This window comes from Opitutia bacterium (assembly GCA_016217545.1).
GTDB lineage: Bacteria > Verrucomicrobiota > Verrucomicrobiia > Opitutales > Opitutaceae > Didemnitutus.
On record JACRHT010000011.1, the window covers coordinates 207,770 to 228,141 of the forward strand.

Consider the following 20,372-nt stretch of genomic DNA (forward strand, 5'->3'; position numbering starts at 1 on the left):
CGGTGCGAACGCCCCGACGAATCGGGGCTCCCGCGGTGAGCGGTTGGTGGGTGAAACTTAGTCGGTGACCTCGATGCCCATGTTCTTCGCGGTGCCGGCGATCATGCGGATCGCGGCTTCCTCGGAGTTGGCGTTGAGGTCGGCCTTCTTGATTTTGATGATCTCGAGGATCTGCTTCTTGGTGACCTTTCCAACCTTGTCCTGGTTGGGCTTGGCCGAGCCGGAAGCGACGCCCGCGGCCTTCTTGAGGAGGACGGAAGCCGGCGGCGACTTGCAGATGAACGTGAAGGATTTGTCCGAGAAGACGGTGATCACCACGGGGATGATCATGCCATTCTGGTCCTTGGTCTTCGCGTTGAACTCCTTGCAGAACGCCATGATGTTGACGCCCTGGGCGCCGAGCGCGGGACCGACCGGCGGAGCCGGGTTGGCAGCGCCAGCGGGGAGCTGGAGACGAACGTAGCCTTGAATCTTTTTGGCCATGTTAAGGGATGCTGAGTAGTGGCGGGTTTATGGTGGGCGGCGGATCAGCTTTCAGAGGCGCGCTGGACCTGCCAGTATTCGAGTTCGACGGGCGTAAACCGTCCGAAAATGGAAACGGAAATCTTGAGCTTGCCGCGAGCGGGGTCGATCTCGTCGACGCGGCCGTTGAGGTTGGCGAAGGCACCGTCGGTGATCTTCACTTCCTCGCCGACTTCGAAGGAGACCTTCGGGATTTCCTTGCCGGAGGCGGCCTCGACGCGGGCCTTGATCTCGTCGATTTCAGATTGGCGGAGCGGAGCGGGATGCTCGCCGCCAACGAAGCCGATGACGCCGGCCGCGTCCTTCACGAAATAGAAGGGCTTGATGATGACCTTGCCCTCTTCGTAGAGCTTCATGTTCACGAAGACGTAGCCCGGATAGAGCTTGCGGGTCTTGGTGGACTTCTTGCCGCCCTTCACCTCGGAGACGACTTCCGTGGGCAGGAGGACCTCATGGACGAAGTCTTCGAGCTCTTCGGCCTTCTTGAATTTCTCGATGTAGGTTTTCACCTTCTGCTCCTGACCGGAGAGAGTGTGAACCGCGAACCACTGGGCGGTGGGCGTTGAGGTCTGGGACATGGCGGGGCGGCGCGGCGATCAGCTCACCCAGCGGGTGAACAGGTCGACCACTTGGTAAAGGGCGAAGTCGCTGATGCTGGTGAACAAGCCGAGGAGCAGGCAGGCGACGATCACGACGATCGTCGAGTCCTTGAGCTCTTCGCGAGTCGGCCAGCTGGCCTTCTGGAGTTCAGCGACGAGTTCGCTGAAGAAAATGCGGGCGCTGCGGAACGGGTTGGCCATGTGAGTCGCTGAACGGTGCGGAAAGTGGCAGGCGCGGAGGGAATCGAACCCCCAACCAACGGTTTTGGAGACCGCTACTCTACCAATTGAGCTACACGCCTGTGGTTATTTCTTTTAGACGACGCAGCCGGAGCCCCGAAAAGGAGCCCCGGCGCGTGAAGTCGGAATGATTTGAGCTATTATTCGACGATCTCGGTCACGCGACCGGCACCGATGGTGCGGCCACCTTCGCGGATCGCGAAGCGCTGGAACTTCTCCATCGCGATCGGAGCGATGAGCTCGATGTCGATCGTGATGTTGTCGCCCGGCATGACCATCTCGACGCCCTTCGGGAGGTGCGCGACGCCGGTCACGTCCGTCGTGCGGAAGTAGAACTGCGGACGATAGCCGTCGAAGAACGGCGTATGGCGGCCACCCTCGTCCTTCGAGAGGACGTAGATTTCGGCCTTCGCCTTCTTGTGCGGGGTGATGGACTTCGGAGCCGCGATGACCTGACCGCGCTCGATGCCGTCCTTGTCGATACCACGGAGGAGGATGCCGACGTTGTCGCCCGCCTGGCCCTGATCGAGGAGCTTGCGGAACATTTCGATGCCGGTGACGACCGTGGTGACGGTGTCCTTGAGGCCGACGATCTCGACGTTTTCGTTGAGCTTGACGATACCGCGCTCGATACGGCCCGTCGCGACAGTGCCGCGGCCGGTGATCGAGAAGACGTCTTCAACGGACATCAGGAAGGGCTTGTCCATTTCGCGAACCGGCTCGGCGATCTCGGTGTCGATCGCGTCCATGAGTTCGGCGAAGGCCTTCTCGCCCTCGGGCGTGCCAGCGAGACCGGCGGTGGCGGAGCCACGGACGATCTTGGTGCCCTTGCCGTCGAACTGATACTTGGTGAGGAGGTCGCGGATTTCCTCTTCGACGAGCTCGAGGAGGTCAGGGTCTTCGATGAGGTCGACCTTGTTCAGGAAGACGACGATCTTCGGCACGCCGACTTGGCGGGCGAGGAGGACGTGCTCCTTGGTCTGCGGCATCGGGCCGTCAGCGGCGCTGACGACGAGGATCGCGCCGTCCATCTGGGCGGCGCCGGTGATCATGTTCTTGACGAAGTCCGCGTGTCCCGGGCAGTCGACGTGCGCGTAGTGGCGCTTGGCGGTCTCGTATTCCACGTGGGCCACGGAGATCGTGACGGTCTTGGTCGCGTCGCGGACGGTGCCGCCCTTCGCGATGTCGGAGTAAGCTTTGACCTCGGCCAGGCCCTTGCGGGCCTGCACGGCCAGAATGGCGGCCGTCGTGGTCGTCTTGCCGTGGTCGATGTGGCCGATCGTGCCAACGTTGACGTGCGGCTTCTTGCGTTCGAATGTTCCTTTAGCCATGTGGAGGGATGTTTGGGTGGTTGAAGTTGTTGACCTTGATTAACGTCGGCAGTCGCCCGACGTGCGCCCTGGAGCCCAGAAACGGATTTGAACCGTCGACCTCCCCCTTACCAAGGGGGTGCTCTACCAACTGAGCTATCTGGGCGCACCAAAGCGAAGGCAAAAAACAAAGAGAACGGCTAGGGAATGATTCTCAAAATTAGCCGTCAACTAGAATCTTGCGCTTTCGCGGAAAATTCTAGGGCCCAATCACGACGCGATACGCACCCGGCGCCAACTTCTCGCCCAAGCGAAAGGTCTTGGTCAAGTAGTCCCGGAAGAAATTATCGACCTCCTCCACGCCCGAACCCGACACAAGTAACGGATCGCCCACCAACCCGGCCGACCCCAGGTTCGCCAAAAACTCCATCGGCGCGAAATCCGTTCGGGGGACCGCAGCGGCGGTCACTGCCGATGTCAGTATGACGTTCCCCTGCATCGATTTAATCTCGATAAACGCCGCCCTCGCCTCCACGCGCTTGGTGGCCTGGCCGATCTCGCCGAGCCCCGCAAACGGCGCTTCGTTTGCCCGGGCCATGACATCGGCCAAACCCTCCGGCGCGGAAACCACGTCCGTTCCGTAGGGCGGCAGCGTCGCCTGGCCGATTCCCGGCTTGGGCGGAAAATCCAAGAACACCTGCCCCGGCTGCGCGACGAGCTTCGTCGGCAGCCCACCCTGCCCCGCGTTGCGCGCCGTGGGCAGGAACAGGGGCGTCGGGTCGAAAAACTCGGAGCGCTCCTGCAAAACCCGATCGCCCGCCGCCCGGCCCGCGCCCGACAGCCGCACAAACGGCGGCACCGGCTTCGGCGTCGCTTCGTCCGGCTTCACCATCGTGCGTTGCGACCAGATCCCCCAAGCCGCGCCCGCGAGCACGATCACCAGCGCCGCACTCAGCACCCGTCGCGTATTCGACGTCGCACTCATTTCAGCGGACCGCCGGCACGAAACGCGGCGCATCGCCCGCCGCCGGCTCCGCCGCCACCAACACGTTCGCGAAACCCGCCGCGCGCGCGAGGTCGCACAGCGCGAGGAATCCCTGCATCGACACCTGCTTGTCCACGCGCACCAGCAACGAGGCGCCCGGATGCTTCTTCGCGTAGGCCTCGAGCACCGCCCGGAAGTTGCCGAACTCGTAGATGCCGCCCTCGAACAAGATCATTTCGTCGCGACGATAGCTCACCACCACCGACGCCGCGCCCACCGTGGTCGAACTCATCTCCGGCAGCACCAAAGCCTGTTCCTCCGCGCCCTGCCCCACTCCGACCGGCACGCCTGGCGCGAGCACGAACTGCGAACCGGCCAGCGAGAAGAACAACACGATCAACGCCGCGTTCGCCCAGAAGAACACGTCGAAATCCCGCGGCGGTGGCCGCAGCTTCGAAGCGAGGTCGAGCGGTTGCGTGATCATTTCTTTTCCGCCGCCACCGCATCTCCGCCCGCGTTCGTCGCACGGTGCTCGCGCAGCAAATACCGCATCAGTTCGTTGCCGACCCACTCCATGTCGTGCACGAGCGCACGCACGCGCCCGCTGAGAAAATGACGCCCCAAATGCACCGGGATCGCGATCGCCAGACCCGCCGCCGCCGTCAACAGCGCCTCCATCATCCCGCCCGACAGCACCGACGGCGTCGCGTAGTTGCCGCCGTTCCTGAACAACCAGAACGTCTTGATCATCCCGAGCAACGTGCCGAGCAAACCGAGCAACGGCGCCACCTGCGCGATCGCCGCCAGCGTGCCGATGCGCCGCTCAAGGATCGGGATCTCCGTCAACGCCGCCTCTTGCACCGCGAAGCGCATCCCCTGCTCGTCATCGCCCGCGTGCCGCAAACCCGCCTTCACGACCGCCGCGATCGGGCCCGGAGTCTCCTCGCACAGCGTCAGCGCCTCCATCAAACGGCCCTTCTGCAACAGATTCTTGATGCCGTTGAGAAACTCCGTGGAGCGAATCTGCCCGCGATGCAGGAACAACGCGCGCTCCATGAAAATCACCAGCCCGGCGAGGCCGAGCAGGAGCAGCAGCCACATCACCGGGCCGCCTTGCGCAAAAATACCGTAGCTGAATGCCGTCATGAAATTCCGCGCGCATCATGCGCCGCGCCTCCGCTCCGTCCATGCGAAACCTCGCTCATGGCTTCGCCGCCTCCGCCGGCGCGCGGAACCGCGCGAGCTTCGCCGCGGCCTGCGCCGAGCCGCCGAGCTTGTTGTCCAGGATCAACTGGTAGGCGCGCTGCGCCTCGTCGAGCTTGCCCGTATCTTCGAGCAATTGCCCGAGCTCGAGCAGCGTCTTCGCCATCCACCAGCGACCGTTCGCGCCGAGCTTCGCCGCCTGCGCCGCATCCATCAGGAACGCGTCCACGACGCCCCACAACACGACTTGCGCCTCGGGCACGCGACCGCGGCGCGACAGCGCGAAACCCCACTTGTAACCCGCCTCGACGCGCAGGTCCGCCGACGCCGTCGGCAAATCCCGCAAGCGCTCATACAGCGCCGCCGCGCTCTCGTAGTTCGTGACGTTGTTGGCGCCTTGCGCGAACAGGCTATCCGCCAGCGCCAGCTGCGCCAGCAACACGTCCGGATGCTGGCCGCGGTTGTTGATCAAATCCTCATAGACCAAGCGCGCCGAGCCGAAGTCATTCAATTTCCGCAACAGGTCGCCCTGTTTCAGGCGCGCGTAGAAGACCAGTTCGCTGTTCTTGTAGTCGTTCGACAACCGCTCCATCAGCTTGTGCGCGTCCTGCAAATTGCGATCGAGCCCTTGCTGCTCCGCATACAGCGCCGCCTCGTAGAGTGCGAACGGCGCGAACTCGCTCGTCTTGTTCGCGTCCACCATGTCGACGAGCGTCTTCTGCGCCCGCGCGAGTTCGCCACGCCGCGCCTGCCGCGACGCCTGCACGATGTAGGAATAGAGCGCAGCCTTCGAATCGCGGAAATCCGCCCGCAACTTGTCGAGCAGCGCCGCGCCATCCGCGTCGCGTCCGAGGTCGAGCAACGCCTGCGCTTTCAACAACAGCGCCGTGCTCGTGACCTCGTTCTTCAGCGCCGGCTCGAGTTGCGCGCCCGCCGCCGCCGCGATCAATTCGTCGACCTGCGTCGCGGCCGCCTGCTGCGCGCCGTTGTCATAGGACAGCTTCGCTCGCAACCACAGCAGCCGCACGCGCAGCTCGCCGGGCACGTTCGCCGTGCCGCCCGCGAGCAATTTCTCCACGCGCGCCTGCGCCGGTGCGTTTTGCCCGCGCGCCTGCATTTCGCGGATCAGGTTCCACTCGGCCTGCCAGCGATTCTCGACGTCGAAGTTCGGGTTGCCCGCCATCTCATCGAGCAAAGTCGCCGCCGCCTCGATGCGCTCGGCGCGGATGTCCGACAACACGCGCTGAAAAATCAGCACGCCCGCCGGCACCACCTGCGGCGCCGCGTGCACATCGCGCAACATCGCTTCGTAGGCATCGGCGGCGTTCTTGTAGTCGCCCGCGCGGAAATACGCCTCGGCCACGAGCACGCCGAGTTCCGACTTCTCGCGCCCCTCCGGCACGAGCGCGCGCAATTGCGAGGCGAGATCCGCCGCCGCGCGATAGAGCCGCAAATCCCACGCGACCGACAAACGCACGCCGAGCGCCGCGGGTTTCAGCGGCGAGCCCGGGAAAAATTCGAGCAGCAACCGCGCGTCCTCTTCCGCCGCGTTGTATTGGCGGTCCTGCAGGGCGATCTGCGCGCGCACCAGCCGGAGATCCTCGATGATCGGATGCAGCGTCGGTGCCGCGATCAACTCGCTCAACATCCGGCGCAGTTCCTCGCGATCCGCCGGCGTGCGCGAGCCGCGCGCGAGCAAATACAGGGCGGTGCGCTGCGTCTCGGGCTTCACGGCGCCGCGCACCAGCTGCACCAGCGCGCGCCGGCCCTCGGCCGTGCCTTCGCCCGCGATCAAGCCGAGCATCAGGCGGAACTGGTCCGCCGTTTCCCGCTCCGTCGCCGGCAGCACCGACAGCGCGCGCTGCAACGCCGCCTTCGCCTCCGCATCGCGGTTCAAAGCGTGCAACGCCGTCGCATAGGTCCGCACATAAACGTAGCCCGGCCGCGTGCCCTGCAACTGCTCGACGTTGTTGCGCATAGTGGCGAGTCGCGCCTCGTCGGGCGGCGCCACCCGCAACTGCGCCTGCGCCTGACCCAGCGTGAAACGCGCGCGCTGCTGGTCCGACACCGCCGCTTGGATCGCCTGATCGTAGAGCGAATTCGCGCGCGCGATGTCGTTGTCCAAATCCGCAATCTGCGCCTGCAAAAACAACCACCACCCGCGTTCCGCGCTCGTCAGGTGGTCGGCATTGACCTCCTTGAGTTCATTGCGCGCCGCGTCCCGCCGCCGCGCGTGCGCCGCGAGCAGGCCCGCGCGCAACCGATAAGCGCTGTCGCTCGCGCCGTTGTAAGCCTTCAGCTCCGTCTCCGCCGCCGCGAGATCGCCGCTGTCGAGCAGCGCCGTGACGAGCGCCAGCGCGACGCGTGGACGCGCCTCGGCCGCCAGCGCCGGATCGCCGAGGATGTCCCGATAAAGCTGCGCCGCGGTCGCGGGAAATCCCGCCTGCAACGCCCGGTTCGCGCGGCCTTCCGCCACGATCCATTCGCCCGGCGCGGTGGCGGCGTTCGTGCGCTCCGCCGCGAGCGGACTCGGGCTCGCCAACTGCGCACGCATCACGGGCGTCAGCAGCACCAGCATCGCAGCGACACGCACAATTTTTCTCATGGGCGGGGCATCGTGCGTTTGGCGCCGGACACTGGCAAGCCTCCGTCCGCGGCCCCATTCGGCCCGGCCGCCACCCAAGACACCGTCCCGGGCCGCGCTAGGGTGAACCCGCGTTTGCGCGCCCCGCGTTCTCCCGCTCCACTACCGCCGTTCCTGGGTTCCACGCTCCCATGGTTTCACCTCTGCCCGCCAACGAAGCGCAGCGGCTCGCCGCGTTGCGCTCCTACGCCATCCTCGACACCGCGCCCGAGCGCGAATACGAGGACCTCGTCGCGCTCGCCGCCGAGATCTGCGGCGCTCCGCTGGCCTCCATCACCTTCGTCGACGAGGCGCGGCAATGGTTCAAGGCCCGCGTCGGTTTCCCCGAGGCCGCAACTCCGCGCGAGATTTCGTTCTGCGCCCACGCCATCGTCGCGCCGCACGGCGACGACCTCTTCGTGGTCAACCACGCCGACGCGGATCCTGTTTTCCGCCACTTCGACAACGTCACCGGTCCGCCGCAGATCCGCTTCTACGCCGGCGCGCCGCTGGTCACGCCGGACGGCTTTGCCCTCGGCACGCTTTGCGTCCTCGACCGCCAGCCACGCCTCCTGACCGAGTCGCAGGCCCGCGCGCTCCGGGTCCTGCGCCGCCACGTCGTCAACGCCCTCGAGTTGCGCCGTCTGGTTCACGCCCAATCCGCCACCATCGCCGAACTCCACGCCACGCAACACGCGCTCGAGACTGCCCGCGTTTCCGCCCTCGCCGCGACCGACGCGAAAAGCCGTTTCCTCGCGACCATGAGTCACGAGATCCGCACGCCGATGAACGCCGTGGTCGGGATGACCGATCTGCTCGCACGCACGCCACTCACGTCCGAGCAGCACGAGGCCGTCTTCACCATCCGCGCAAGCGGCGAACTCCTCCTGCGCCTCGTCGGCGACATCCTCGACCTCGCCAAAATCGAAGCCGGCAAACTCGAACTCGAGGAAGCGCCCTTCAACATCCGCGAATGTCTGGAGCACGCGCTGCGCCTCGTGCGCTCCACCGCCCAGTCCAAAGGCCTCAGCCTCGAACTCGCGGTCGCGCCGGATCTCCCGGCCGAAGTCAGCGGCGATGTCACGCGGCTCACGCAGATCCTCGTGAACCTCCTTTCCAACGCCGTGAAATTCACCGCGCGTGGCACCGTCACCGTGCGGGCTTCGGCGCAGCGGACGGATGACGAACACTATCAACTCTCGTTCGCCGTCAGCGACACCGGCATCGGCCTCCGGCCGGAGGAACTCGCGCACCTGTTCCAGGATTTTTCGCAAGCCCACGCCTCCACCACGCGTCGCTACGGCGGCACCGGCCTCGGCCTCGCCATCAGCCAGCGCCTCGCCGCTCTCCTCGGCGGCCGAATCCACGTCGAGAGCGCACCCGGCCGCGGCTCGACCTTCACCGCAACCGTGCTCGCGCGCCCGGTCGCCGAGGCAGCCACCGGACCGCTCGACACGTCGTTTGCGCAGCGCCATCCGGCGCGCGTGCTCTTCGCCGATGACAACTTGGTGAACCGACGCGTCGCGCTCCAACAACTCCGACGCCTTGGCTACTCGCCCGACGTTGCCGACGACGGCTCCGACGCGCTCGCACGCTGGCGCGTCGGCGACCACGACCTCGTGCTGCTCGATGTCGAGATGCCCGGCCTCGACGGACACGAGGTCTGCGCCGCCATCCGTCGCGAAGGCCATCGCCCGCGCCCCGCGATCATCATGTTGACCGGACACGCCGGCGCCGGCGCCCGCGCGGCAAGCATCGCCTGCGGCGCCGACGAGCAACTCGTGAAACCCGTCACGCTCGACGTGCTCGCGCACACGCTCGCCCGCACGCTGGCCGAGCGCCGCGCCTGATCGCGCGCCACCGCGCCGCTCGAAACAAGCTCGATTCCTGTAGCGGGAATCCACTCGCGCCCGCCTCCGCCTTTGGCAAGGCTGCGCGCGTCTAAGTCCACCGCCACTACCATGATTATCGCTCTTCTCGTTCTCCTCGGCCTCGCCGCCGTGTTGGCCTTCTGGGTCGCGGGTTCCTACAACTCGCTCGTCACACTCCGCAACCGCTTCAAAAACGCGTTCGCCCAAATCGACGTCCAGCTCAAGCGCCGCTACGACCTCATCCCGAACCTCGTCGAAACGGCCAAGGGCTACCTGAAACACGAGCGCGAGACGCTCGAAGCCGTCATCAAGGCCCGCAACGTCGCCTACGCCGCCGCGCAAACCGCCGCCGCCAATCCCGCCGACGCCGGCGCAATGAAGAACCTCCTCGGCGCCGAGTCCGGCCTCGCCGGCGCGATGTCCCGCCTGATGGTCGTCTCCGAGCAATACCCCGACCTCAAGGCCAACCAGAACATGATGCAGCTCACCGAGGAGCTCACCTCGACCGAGAACAAAATCTCCTTCGCCCGCCAGGCCTACAACGACGCGGTCACGAGCTACAACACGAGCCGCGAGAGCTTCCCGACGAACATCCTCGCCGGCATGTTCAACTTCGCCGAAGCCCAACTCTTCCAGGTCGACAACGCCGCCGAACGCGCCGCGCCGCAAGTGAAGTTCTCCTAACTCGAACTCGACTACCTCCATGCAGTCTGTCTCCGCCGTTCCTCCCTTAAGCATGCCCAGCGGTAACGAAAAAATCTGGAGCATCCTCTGCCACATCTCCGTGTTTTCCGTCGGCATCGGCCTGGTGCTGCCTCTCGCCGTCTATCTGGCCTACCGCCACGAATCTCCTTACGCGGCCGGCAACGCAAAGGAAGCGCTGAACTTTCACCTCTCCCTCCTGCTCTACTGCCTCTGCTGCATTCCGCTAATTTTCCTCCTCGGACTCGGCGTCGCCCTGATCATCGCGATGGGTTTCGGTTCCTTGATTCTCGGCATTATCGCGGCAGTGAAAGCCTCTGACGGCATCGCTTACCGCTATCCATTCACCATCCGCTGGATCAACTAACGCCGACCATGGGCTGGGGACGCATGTTTCTGCTCGGCAATGTCGGGCAGCAGATGGACATCCAGGACACGCAGCGCGCGATGCGCGAGCTGGCGAGCGAAACGGAGCGTGCCTCACGCGCCTGCGACCACGCCGCGCGCTCCGTCGACGAACTCGCCCGCGAAAACACCGAGCTGAAACTCTACCTCGCCGCCGTTACGCGCCTGCTGCTGGCAAAAGGAGTGATCTCGCCGCGCGAACTCGCCGACATCGTCGACGCCATCGACCGTTCCGATGGTCGCGCTGACGGCGGTTACTCAGGCAAAATTACTCCGCCCGGCTAGTCAGCGATGGATTTCTTCGAAGCCCAAGCCCGCGCGAAACGCCGCACCAACCGGCTCGTCATCCTGTTCGCGCTCGCCGTGCTCGGCACCATCGCCGCGAGCTACGTCGCCGCCGTCGCGATCGTCGGCCTGAACGCCAGCCGCGAACGCCCCTCGCGCTACGACTCCGAGCGCACGCCTTTCGTTTACTGGGACCCGACCATCTTCACCGGCGTCGCCGTCGCGACACTTGCCGTCGTCAGCCTCGCCTCGCTCTATAAATGGTCGCAAATGCGCGCGGGCGGCTCCGCCGTCGCCGAACTCGTCGGCGGCCGCCGCATCGATCCGCACACGACCAACCTCCACGAACGCCGCCTGCTCAACGTCGTCGAGGAGATGGCCATCGCCTCCGGCACGCCCGTGCCCGCCGTCTACGTGCTCGACGAGGAGCCCGCGATCAACGCCTTCGCCGCCGGCCTCACCACGTCCGACGCCGTCGTCGCCGTCACGCGCGGCACCTTGGAAAAACTCACGCGCGACGAGCTGCAGGGCGTCGTCGGCCACGAGTTCAGCCACATTCTGAACGGCGACATGCGGCTCAACGTGAAGCTCGCCGCCATCGTCTTCGGCATCCTCGTCATTGGCCTGCTCGGTCGCGGCATCCTCGAAGGCCTCGGCCGCGGCCGCGTGCGCAGCAGCGGCGACAAGAAAGGCGGCGGCATGGCCGCCATCCTCGCCGTCGGCGTAGCGCTTCTGCTCATCGGCTACGTCGGCTACTTCTTCGGCCGGCTCATCCAAGCCGCCGTGTCACGCCAACGCGAATTCCTCGCCGACGCCTCCGCCGTGCAATTCACGCGCAACCCCGCCGGCCTCTCCGGCGCCCTGAAAAAAATCGGCGGCTACGCCATCGGCTCCAACCTCACCGCCAAACACGCCTCCGAGATCGGCCACTTCTTTTTCGCGCAAGGCTTCACCTCGTTCTTCGGCGGACTCTGGGCCACGCACCCGCCGCTCGCCGAACGCCTCCGCGCCATCGACCCGCGCTGGGACGGCCAGCTTTTCGAGTCGCCCGAAGTCGTCGACGTCGCCGCCGAATCCTTCGCCTCCGCCGGCCTCGCCGGTCCCGCGCCGACGGCGCGCCACACCGCCGCCTCCCCGCGCGCCACGCCGCCGCCGCTCGTGCGCGAGGTCGTCCGCGAAGGCGAGTCCCCCGCACCCGCCCACGCGCCCTTCGCACCCGCTGCGGTCACCGCGAGCATCGGTGCGCTGACTGAGCAACACTTCCTCGAAGCCCGCGTGTTGCTCGACGCCGTCCCGCCCGAACTCCGCACCGCCACGCGCACCGCCGCGACCGCCATCCCGCTCGTCTACGCGCTGATCCTCGACGCCAGTCCGGCCACGCGCGACCGCCAGCTCGCTCTCATCACTCAACATTCCTCGCCCGCCCACGCCGACGCGGCCGCGGCCTTCGCTCCCGCGCTCGCGAGCCTCGACGAGCGCGCGAAACTCCCGCTTTTCCAACTCTGCCTGCCCGCGCTGCGCACGCTCGACGCCGCCACGCTGGACCGCTTCGTCACTACGCTCGACGAGCTCGTCCATTCCGACGCGGAAGTCAGCGCCTTCGAGTTCGCGCTGCAAAAGATGCTCCTGCGCCAGCTCTCGCTCGCCCGCGCCAGCACGCCGCGCGCGCCCGTGCAATTCAGCTCCTTCCAACCGCTCGCAGGCGACATCGCGATCGTCCTCTCCGCCCTCGCCCGCGCCGGCGCGACGGAGCCGGCGCGCGTGTCCCTCGCCTTTGCCGCCGGCGTCGGCCAGCTCCCGCTCATCGCCGACCGGCTCGTGCTCACCGGCGCCGACGCCTGTTCGCTCGCCCACCTCGACGCCGCGCTCGACCGCCTCGCCGGCGCGTCGTTGCCCATCAAGCAACGCGTCCTCGCCGGCGCCGCTCAAGTCATCGGCGCCGACCGCGTCGTGCTGCCGCGCGAAGCCGACCTCTTCCGCGCCATCGCGGCCGCGATCGATTGCCCCGTCCCCGTCCTCGCCGCCTGAACGGCTCAGTCCCGCGGCGGCGCCAGTCGCCGCCAACGCGGCCACCAACTCCATTCGAAGTCGCCGACGAGCGGCGCCGCGGTGACCTTCGCCCCATCGGGAGCGAGCCGTAGACCCCGGGCATTTTCGCTCAACATCACCCGCAGCTCCGGCACGGGGGCGTAGGGCACTTGGTAGTCGAAGGCTTCGCGCAAACTCCGCTCATCGAGTTTCCACCCCGTGACGCTCTCGGGCTTGGCGCCGGGAAATTTCACCCACAACGGGCGCGCCGGCGGCAGCGCTCGCACTTCACCCGCAGCGACTGCGACGTGCAGTGTCCGTTCCTTCAGCTTCAAACCGATCGCCCCCGCGAACAGCACGACCGCCGCCAATCCCGCCCAGCGCACTCCACGATCGCGCCACCCGCAGATTGCCGCCGCCGTCGCGGCGATCGCCAACGGGACGAACGCCCACGAAATGTAGTGAATCAGGCTGAAGCGAAACACCGCCGACGGGACGAAGTCGTTGTAGTTGAAATAGAGGAACCAGTTCAGCCCGATCGTCGCAAGACACGCGACCGCCGCGGCCCCGTCGCGCTTCACCCAGAAAACCGCGCCCGGCACCGCGAGGAACAGCCACGGATACCGCCACAGCAGCGCCGAGCCGTATTCGCCGAAGAACGTCTCTCCATCCACGAGCAGCGCGTAGGCCTTGTGCAGGATCGGATACGAAAGGAATCCGATGTTCTCGAACGACCCTTGTTCATAGGGCGTCCGCCAATGACCGAACGTCCGCACGTTCAACCACGCCATCGCGCCCGCGCTCGCCCCGATCAGCGCGACACCCGCCACACCCCAACCGCCGCGCGCAGCCCAGCTCGGCAGCCGCAGCACCGCGAATACGAGCAACGGCGCAAAGCACGCCGCATCGCTCGGCCGCACCCAATAGGTCAGCGCCGCCACCAACGCCAGCCAGCCCACCGCCGCGCCGTCGCGACGCGCGAGCACCAGCAGAATGCCGCCGATCAGCGCGGCCGTTGTCGGCAGTGTGTTCCACGGCACCACCATCGTCAGGCGCAACAGAGACGCATGCAGCGCGATGAACGCCGTCGCGCACGCCAGCGTCGCGACGCGCGACAGCCAACGTCGCGCCAGCCGCCACGCGCACGCCGCCGCAATCAGGACGCACGCAAGGTTTGGCCAGAAAAACGGCTGCGTTGGCATCACCCGCGCGAAGGGCGCCGCGAGCGCCGAGTAGCCCAGCGGATAATAGTAGCCCTGCGCGTCCACCCGACCACCCGCCAGCATCTGCGCCGCCTCGATGTATTTCGTCTGGTCCGCCCAGCTCCACCACCCGCGCCGCGCCGCCGGCAGCGAGTCGCCCGGGTTGAGCTCGTGCGTCGCGTAGGCCCAAGTGAAGAGCGCCGCGAGCGCGGCCAGCAGCAGCCACGGCGACGCGCGGTGCGCCAGCGCATTTTCCAGCCGGCCGTGCCACGTGCGCCCGGATTCGCTCGCACTCATCAGTGCCGGATCTGGTTGATCACGATCGCGAGCACGATCGAGCCGAACAACAGCGAGCGCGCCACCGTGCGCCGGCGCTCCTCGTCCGGCCACCACTTCGGTTCGCGGGCGTTCATCCACGTGAAGAACACCACCGGCAGGATCAGCACGTAGAGCCAGTGCACTCCCAGCGCGGCGAGCAGATGCTTCACCCCGCCGCTGATCGAAAGCCCGAGCACGAACGACGCGAACAACAGCGAAAAGGTCACGCTGTGCCCGCGCAGTCCGCGCCAAAACCAACTCGCCACGAAGATGTTCACCGCGCCGAACAAAGCGCCGCGCCCCAGCGCTGGCAAGCCGCGCGCAATCCGTGGCGGCGAGCGCCAGCGATCCGGCCACCCACGGTCCTTGCTCACGCGCCTACCCCATTTGCTCCGCGCCTTGCCACGCGCGCCCCGGCCGCGCACGTTGACCGCACCGTGACCGTCGCCGAACGACAGCAACAAATGATCGCCGACTTCCTCCTCATCGAGGACGCGCAGGAACGTCTCGCCGCGATCGTCGATCGCGCCCGCCCGCGCCTCGCCGCCTCGCGCGCCGAGCACATCGACGACCACCGCGTGCGCGGCTGCGTCTCCGCCGTCTGGCTGGTGTGCGAAGCGCGCGACGGCCGTTGCTGGTTCCGCAGCGACGCGGAATCCCCGCTCGTCCGCGGCGTCGTGGCGTTGCTGTGCGATCTCTACGACGGCGGCGCGCCGGCGGAAATCGTCACGACCGAGCCCGCGTTGGTCGAGGAACTCGGCCTCGCTCGCACGCTCTCGCCCACGCGGCTCAACGGCCTGCGCAGCGTTCGCGCGCGGATCCGCGACTACGCCGCGGCGCAATTGGCTTCGTCCGCTCCTCGCGGCTCCTGACCCGCCGTCGGGCGGAGGGCGAGACTACGGCCCGAGCAGCCGCGGGCCTTTGCCCTCTTCGTCGAGTTCCTCGAGACCGCCGAACGACGTCACCGGCGTGCGGGCCTCGAGGAAGCGGCGGCCATGGGCGTATTCCCACAGCCAGCACGCACCGTCCAGACGGTCGTGCAGCAGCATGAATTCCGGCGAAGTGTGTTCTGAGACACTCCGGATGCTGAACTGCTCGTCCGTGATCCGCTCGATCAGGTCGCGCACACGGCGCAGCAGGGGCACGTCGTCGAGCGTCACCGTCCAATGCCCCGAGACAACCACCGGGTAGTCCCCGGCGAAATAGTAACCGATGAACCGCGTCGGCTCGTAGCGCCCGTGGATGCCCAGCCGGCGCGCGTGCTCCTCGACGGCATCGATGAACTTCACGCGCCACGCGAGATCGCGCGGCAGTTTGAGTTCGGGCAAATCGATGATGAGGTTGTCCATCATGGACGAGGTTCCTTCCGTGGTTGCGCTCGTAAACGACACCATTCGCACCGCCTTTAGCGTCGCCCGTGTGATTCAGCTGTTTTCCCGACCCGCCTCCGCTATCTTCCTTCCGTGCCGCTCTACGACGCCCACAACCACGCTCACGACGACTGGCTTGCGCCGCACCACGAGCGCATCGACGCCGATCTGCGCGCCGTCGGCCTGCGTCGCGCCGTCGTGAACGGCACCTGCGAAGCCGACTGGCCCGCCGTCGCCGCCCTCGCCGCGCGTTTTCCGTGGGTTTATCCGAGCTACGGCCTGCACCCGTGGGATGCCGGCAACCGCGCCGAAGGCTGGTTCGACCGTCTCAAGGAGCGCCTCGCCGCCGAACCCCACGCCGCGATCGGCGAGATCGGCCTCGACCGTTGGATCCTCGACAGCGCGAAGCCCGACGACCCGCGCCTCGCCGGCCTGCGCCGCGCTCCGCTCGAGGAACAGGGCGAGGTCTTCATCAAGCAGCTCAGCCTCGCCGCCGCCGAAAACCGCCCCGTCACGATCCACTGTCTGCAAGCCTTCGGCGCGCTCGAGGGCCTGCTCCGCCACGTCAACACGCCCACCCGCGGCTTCCTGCTGCACGCCTACGGCGGTCCGGCCGAGCTAGTCGGCAAGTTCGCGGAATACGGCGCCTATTTCTCGTTCAACGGCGCCTTCCTCGAACCGCGTCACGCGGCGAAGCGCGAGGTCTTCAAACGCATCCCCGCCGACCGCCTGCTGGTCGAGACCGATGCGCCCGCGATGCCGCCACCGACCGACCGCGCCGCCTTTCGCCTGCCGCCCGCTCCCGAAGGCACCACGGTGAACCACCCCGCCAATCTCGCCGCCGCCTACGCCGGCCTGGCCGAATTGCGCGACGTGCCGCTCGATGCCCTGTCCGCGCAGGTGGAGGCGAATTTTCTGCGCTTTTTCGGCGCCTGAAGGCCCTGCGGCGGCGATTAGCGCATCTACCGGCGCCGAAAGATGACGTGCTGGGGCGAACCGCGGCATCAAGTTCCGCCCGTCTGGGCCGACTGGTAGAGCAGGAGCGCGCTTCCCGCGCGCATTTTTCATGATGAAAACCATTCGAGCCCTGTCCTGTTCGATCGCCCTGGCATGTTTCGCCATCGCGGTCCCAGCGTTTGCCCAATCCGTCGATAGCGTCGCAGACGTTGTCACCAAGTTCGACTCGCCGCCGCAACCGGTGAAGACGAAGCCGCCGCAATACCCGCACAAGCTACGCTCGGAAGGCGTCGCCGGCATGGTCGTCGTCACCATGGTCATCGACGAAGGCGGCAAAGTCCTCGCCTGCCAGATCGCCAAGTCCTCGAACGAGGCCTTCAACGATCCCGCGCTCGAGGCCGTGCGCACCTGGACGTTCGTCCCCGCCAAGGTCGCCGGCAAAGCCGTCCGCGCCAAGGTCAGCATCCCGCTGAAGTTCGAGGTCGAGGCCTGATCGGCCCGCCCCTCGCGTCCCCGGCCGGGTAACCCAATAGGTTACTCGGCTGCATTGCGTTCCGACACCGCCGTCAAGCGCCCGCCCCGGCGATGCGGCGCACCACTTCGCCCGCGGCGGCGAAACCAAACGCGCCCGTCACAAACACGCCCGTGCCGAAGCCGCTCGCGCAGTCGAGCTTCAGACTCGTGCCGGGCTCAGGCTCGACCGAGCAAGTGCCATCCGCCCACGGGAACACCGGCTTCTCGCCCGAGAACACGCACGGGACGCCGTAGACTTGTCCCTCGCCGCGCGCGAACCCGTGGTCGCTTCGCAGCTTTTTGCGCACTTGGCGCAGCAGGTCGTCGCCCTGCGATTCGCCGAGATCCCCCACGCGGATGCGGGTCGCATCGCGTTTGCCGCCGGCACCGCCGATCGTGAGCACCGGCTGGCCGCGCTGAGTGCACGACGCGATGAGCAACGCCTTGTTCGCCATGCCGTCGATCGCGTCGACGAGCCAGTCGAACTTCGTCGCCAGCAACCGCTCCGCGCTCTGCGCCGTGAAAAACTCCGTGTGCGTCGTCACGCGGCAATCCGGGTTGATCGCGCGCACCCGCTCGGCGAGCACCGCCACCTTCGGCCGGCCCACCGTGTCCGCGAGCGCGTGGAGCTGGCGATTCGTGTTGGTGACGCACACGTCGTCGAGATCCACCAGCGTTAGCGCCCCGATGCCGGAGCGCGCCAGCGCCTCCACGACCCACGAGCCCACGCCGCCCACGCCGACGACCGCCACGTGCGCCGCGTGCAGGCGCGGCAGCGCCGCCGCGCCGTAGAGCCGGCCCAGCGCACCGAAGCGGGAGACGTAGTCGTCGTTCATCGAAACGAACACCGGTAGCCTGCGCCGCGCCCGCCGCCACCCATTTTTTGCGCAAAACCTCGCACGGGCCCCCTATTAGCTTTCGGGATTTTCTCGAAACCCCCACGTGATTCCCGTCCGCGCGGCCCGGAAACGTCTGCCCTACCGCCGCCACAGCGCTAAGCTGCTCCATCGGCCGAAGCTTTCCGGCCGCATGGAGGAATCCCAAATGACAACTACCCACCACTTGCACGGCAAACGTGGCGTCGAGCTATTGCACGACCCCCTGCTCAACAAAGGCACTGCCTTCGGCGACGCCGAACGCGATCTGCTCGGCCTGCGCGGCCTCCTGCCCCCGCGCGTCGCGACGCAGGACCAACAGCTCGAGCGCGTCCTCGAAAATTACCGCCGCAAGGAGAGCGACCTCGAGAAATACATCTACCTCATCTCGCTCCAGGAGCGCAACGAAGCGCTCTTCTACCGCCTCGTGATGGAGCACCTCAGCGAGATGATGCCCATCATCTACACGCCGACCGTCGGCCTCGCCTGCCAGAAATACGGCCACATCTTCCGCCGTCCCCGCGGGCTCTACATCACGAAGAACGACAAGGGTCGCGTGAAGGGCATTCTGCAAAACTGGCCACAAGCCGACGTGCGCATCATCGTCATCACCGACGGCGAGCGCATCCTCGGCCTCGGGGACCTCGGCGCCAACGGCATGGGCATCCCCGTCGGCAAGCTCTCGCTCTACACCGCCTGCGCCGGCATCGACCCGTCGCAATGCCTGCCGATCATGCTCGATGTCGGCACCAACAACTCCGCCCTCCTCGCCGACCCGCTCTACCTCGGCCTGCCCGAGCCGCGCCTCCGCGGCCCCGAATACGACGCGCTCGTCGCCGAGTTCGTCAGCGCCGCCCAACAGGTTTTCCCGAAGGCCTGCATCCAGTTCGAGGACTTCGGCAACTCCAACGCCTTCCGCCTGCTCCACCAATACCGCGACAAGGCCTGCACGTTCAACGACGACATCCAGGGCACCGCGGGCGTCACGCTCGCCGGCCTCATCTCGTCCGAGCGCCTCACCGGCATTCCGCTCCCGCAACAGAAATTCCTCTTCCTCGGCGCAGGCGAGGCGGGCATCGGCATCGGCGACCTCATCGTCGAGGCGCTCAAGCTCAGCGGCGTGCCCGAGCAACAGGCGCGCGAGCAATGCTGGTTCGTCGACTCGAAGGCGCTCGTCGTCAAGAGCCGCACCGACCTCGTCGAGCACAAGCTGCGTTTCGCGCACGACCACAAGCCGGTCACGTCGCTCCTCGAAGCCGTCGAGACGCTCAAGCCCACCGCGCTCATCGGCGTCTCCGGCATGCCGCAGACGTTCACCGAGGACGTCGTGAAGGCCATGGCGAAGATCAACAAGCGCCCCGTCATCTTCGCGCTCTCGAATCCGACTTCGAAGGCCGAGTGCACCGCGGTCCAAGCCTACACCTGGACCGAAGGCCGCGCGATCTTCGCCAGCGGCAGTCCGTTCGGCCCGGTCAACTACCTCGGCGTCACGCACCAGCCCGGCCAAGGCAACAACAGCTACATCTTCCCGGGCGTTGGCCTCGGCGTCATCGCCAGCGAAGCGCGCCGCGTCACCGACGAGATGTTCTACGTCGCCGCCCGCAAGCTCGCGGACCTCGTCACCGAGGAGGACCTCATGGTCGGCCGCATCTACCCCGATCTGAAACGCATCCGCGAAGTCTCCGCAAAGATCGGCACCGCCGTCGCCGAGGTCGCCTTCAACCGCGGCCTCACGAACATGCTCCGCCCCGCCGACCTCGAGGCGCACGTGAAGGACGCGATGTTCGACCCGCACTACCCGAGCTACGTCTGACGCACGGGCGTCGACGGATTCCCCCAAAACAAAGGGCGGCCGACTGCGGCCGCCCTTTTTCTTTGCGCCGTGCCGGCGATTTCCCGTCGGCGCCGCCGCGCCGCCGCATTTTTCCTGCAACTCCCCGCACCTCTCCGGGTCTTGCCTTAGACTATCTAGGTAAAGGCTTGCTTCCGCTGCCTTAGATTATCTAGGTAAGCTCTCATGGCTGACAAAAACGAACTCCTTCCCGGCACCCTCGACCTCCTGATTCTCCGCGTGCTCAGCCGCGGCGAGCTCCACGGCTGGGGCATCACCAGCAAGCTCGAGCAGCTCTCCAAGAACGCGCTCCAAGTCGACGAAGGCTCCCTCTACCCCTCGCTCTACCGCATGGAGGACAAGGGCTGGATCGAAGCCGAGTGGCGCATGACCGAGAACAACCGCCGCGCCAAATACTACACCCTCACCCGCGCCGGCCGGAAGCAGTTGGAGAAGGAGCAAGCGATTTGGGAACGCATGAGCGCCATCATCACCCTCGTCCTGGAAACCGCCTGATCACCCGCCGCAGCTCA

Annotated in this window: 22 protein-coding genes and 2 tRNA genes; 10 read left to right on the plus strand and 14 right to left on the minus strand. The window is 66.7% G+C overall.

Annotated features, from left to right (window positions below):
- Nucleotides 1-57: 57 nt before the first annotated feature.
- The 10 genes from rplK to HZA32_06720 all read right to left on the minus strand — a co-directional run bounded on the left by rplK (nt 58) and on the right by HZA32_06720 (nt 7,464).
- Nucleotides 58-483 carry a 50S ribosomal protein L11 gene (gene rplK, locus HZA32_06675; protein ID MBI5423756.1) on the minus strand — a complete coding sequence of 142 codons (426 nt, stop codon included), beginning with the start codon at nt 481-483 and terminating at the stop codon, nt 58-60.
- A gap of 44 nt (nt 484-527) precedes the next feature.
- Nucleotides 528-1,100, minus strand: a complete 573-nt coding sequence (gene nusG / locus HZA32_06680) for a transcription termination/antitermination factor NusG (protein ID MBI5423757.1) — start codon at nt 1,098-1,100, stop codon at nt 528-530.
- Between the two features lie 18 nt (nt 1,101-1,118).
- Nucleotides 1,119-1,322 (minus strand): preprotein translocase subunit SecE, encoded by a 204-nt coding sequence (secE, locus tag HZA32_06685; protein ID MBI5423758.1) that lies wholly within the window; start codon nt 1,320-1,322, stop codon nt 1,119-1,121.
- A gap of 25 nt (nt 1,323-1,347) precedes the next feature.
- Nucleotides 1,348-1,423 (minus strand) — tRNA-Trp (locus HZA32_06690).
- Between the two features lie 78 nt (nt 1,424-1,501).
- Complete coding sequence (gene tuf, locus HZA32_06695; protein ID MBI5423759.1) at nt 1,502-2,692, minus strand: elongation factor Tu; 1,191 nt, start codon at nt 2,690-2,692, stop codon at nt 1,502-1,504.
- A gap of 69 nt (nt 2,693-2,761) precedes the next feature.
- A tRNA-Thr gene (locus HZA32_06700) sits at nt 2,762-2,837 on the minus strand.
- Between the two features lie 93 nt (nt 2,838-2,930).
- A complete protein-coding gene (locus HZA32_06705; GenBank protein MBI5423760.1) occupies nt 2,931-3,656 on the minus strand; it encodes a hypothetical protein in 726 nt (241 codons plus the stop codon).
- A gap of 1 nt (nt 3,657) precedes the next feature.
- Entirely contained in the window at nt 3,658-4,140 is a 483-nt protein-coding gene (locus HZA32_06710; GenBank protein MBI5423761.1) for a hypothetical protein, read from the minus strand.
- A complete protein-coding gene (locus HZA32_06715) occupies nt 4,137-4,802 on the minus strand; it encodes a MotA/TolQ/ExbB proton channel family protein (protein ID MBI5423762.1) in 666 nt (221 codons plus the stop codon). Before HZA32_06715 ends, HZA32_06710 begins: the two co-directional genes overlap by 4 nt.
- A gap of 55 nt (nt 4,803-4,857) precedes the next feature.
- Nucleotides 4,858-7,464: a hypothetical protein gene (locus tag HZA32_06720; GenBank protein ID MBI5423763.1), complete on the minus strand. Its 2,607-nt coding sequence runs from the start codon at nt 7,462-7,464 to the stop codon at nt 4,858-4,860.
- Nucleotides 7,465-7,634: 170 nt separating this feature from the next.
- Between HZA32_06720 and HZA32_06725 the strand changes: the two genes are divergently transcribed.
- The 5 genes from HZA32_06725 (at nt 7,635) to HZA32_06745 (ending at nt 12,773) form a co-directional block, all read left to right on the plus strand.
- Nucleotides 7,635-9,332, plus strand: a complete 1,698-nt coding sequence (locus tag HZA32_06725; GenBank protein ID MBI5423764.1) for a response regulator — start codon at nt 7,635-7,637, stop codon at nt 9,330-9,332.
- Nucleotides 9,333-9,443: 111 nt separating this feature from the next.
- Nucleotides 9,444-10,037 carry a LemA family protein gene (locus HZA32_06730; GenBank protein ID MBI5423765.1) on the plus strand — a complete coding sequence of 198 codons (594 nt, stop codon included), beginning with the start codon at nt 9,444-9,446 and terminating at the stop codon, nt 10,035-10,037.
- Between the two features lie 52 nt (nt 10,038-10,089).
- On the plus strand, nt 10,090-10,422 hold the full coding sequence (locus tag HZA32_06735; GenBank protein ID MBI5423766.1) for a DUF4870 domain-containing protein: 333 nt from the start codon (nt 10,090-10,092) through the stop codon (nt 10,420-10,422).
- Nucleotides 10,423-10,430: 8 nt separating this feature from the next.
- A complete protein-coding gene (locus tag HZA32_06740) occupies nt 10,431-10,745 on the plus strand; it encodes a hypothetical protein (GenBank protein ID MBI5423767.1) in 315 nt (104 codons plus the stop codon).
- Between the two features lie 6 nt (nt 10,746-10,751).
- Nucleotides 10,752-12,773, plus strand: a complete 2,022-nt coding sequence (locus HZA32_06745; GenBank protein MBI5423768.1) for a M48 family metallopeptidase — start codon at nt 10,752-10,754, stop codon at nt 12,771-12,773.
- 5 nt (nt 12,774-12,778) lie between these two features.
- On the opposite strand, the gene HZA32_06750 is transcribed toward HZA32_06745, so the two are convergent.
- Together HZA32_06750 and HZA32_06755 are read right to left on the minus strand one after the other, a co-directional pair.
- The gene (locus HZA32_06750; GenBank protein MBI5423769.1) at nt 12,779-14,272 is read right to left on the minus strand and encodes a hypothetical protein; all 1,494 of its coding nucleotides are present in this window, start codon (nt 14,270-14,272) and stop codon (nt 12,779-12,781) included.
- Complete coding sequence (locus HZA32_06755) at nt 14,272-14,571, minus strand: hypothetical protein (GenBank protein MBI5423770.1); 300 nt, start codon at nt 14,569-14,571, stop codon at nt 14,272-14,274. The genes HZA32_06750 and HZA32_06755 overlap by 1 nt, the downstream gene beginning before the upstream one ends.
- Nucleotides 14,572-14,730: 159 nt before the next feature.
- Here HZA32_06755 and HZA32_06760 point away from each other — a divergent pair, with 159 nt between their 5' ends.
- Entirely contained in the window at nt 14,731-15,165 is a 435-nt protein-coding gene (locus HZA32_06760) for a SufE family protein (GenBank protein ID MBI5423771.1), read from the plus strand.
- Nucleotides 15,166-15,189: 24 nt separating this feature from the next.
- Here HZA32_06760 and HZA32_06765 read toward each other — a convergent pair whose 3' ends face one another.
- Nucleotides 15,190-15,645: a hypothetical protein gene (locus HZA32_06765; protein MBI5423772.1), complete on the minus strand. Its 456-nt coding sequence runs from the start codon at nt 15,643-15,645 to the stop codon at nt 15,190-15,192.
- A 111-nt stretch (nt 15,646-15,756) separates the two neighbouring features.
- On the opposite strand from HZA32_06765, the gene HZA32_06770 reads away from it, so the two are divergent.
- Both HZA32_06770 and HZA32_06775 read left to right on the plus strand, forming a co-directional pair.
- A complete protein-coding gene (locus tag HZA32_06770) occupies nt 15,757-16,599 on the plus strand; it encodes a TatD family hydrolase (protein MBI5423773.1) in 843 nt (280 codons plus the stop codon).
- A 133-nt stretch (nt 16,600-16,732) separates the two neighbouring features.
- Complete coding sequence (locus tag HZA32_06775) at nt 16,733-17,113, plus strand: energy transducer TonB (protein ID MBI5423774.1); 381 nt, start codon at nt 16,733-16,735, stop codon at nt 17,111-17,113.
- A gap of 73 nt (nt 17,114-17,186) precedes the next feature.
- Here HZA32_06775 and HZA32_06780 read toward each other — a convergent pair whose 3' ends face one another.
- Nucleotides 17,187-17,969, minus strand: a complete 783-nt coding sequence (locus tag HZA32_06780) for a tRNA threonylcarbamoyladenosine dehydratase (GenBank protein MBI5423775.1) — start codon at nt 17,967-17,969, stop codon at nt 17,187-17,189.
- Between the two features lie 208 nt (nt 17,970-18,177).
- Here HZA32_06780 and HZA32_06785 point away from each other — a divergent pair, with 208 nt between their 5' ends.
- Nucleotides 18,178-19,821: an NAD-dependent malic enzyme gene (locus HZA32_06785; GenBank protein ID MBI5423776.1), complete on the plus strand. Its 1,644-nt coding sequence runs from the start codon at nt 18,178-18,180 to the stop codon at nt 19,819-19,821.
- Between the two features lie 204 nt (nt 19,822-20,025).
- Nucleotides 20,026-20,355: a PadR family transcriptional regulator gene (locus tag HZA32_06790; protein ID MBI5423777.1), complete on the plus strand. Its 330-nt coding sequence runs from the start codon at nt 20,026-20,028 to the stop codon at nt 20,353-20,355.
- The last annotated feature ends 17 nt before the right edge of the window (nt 20,356-20,372 follow it).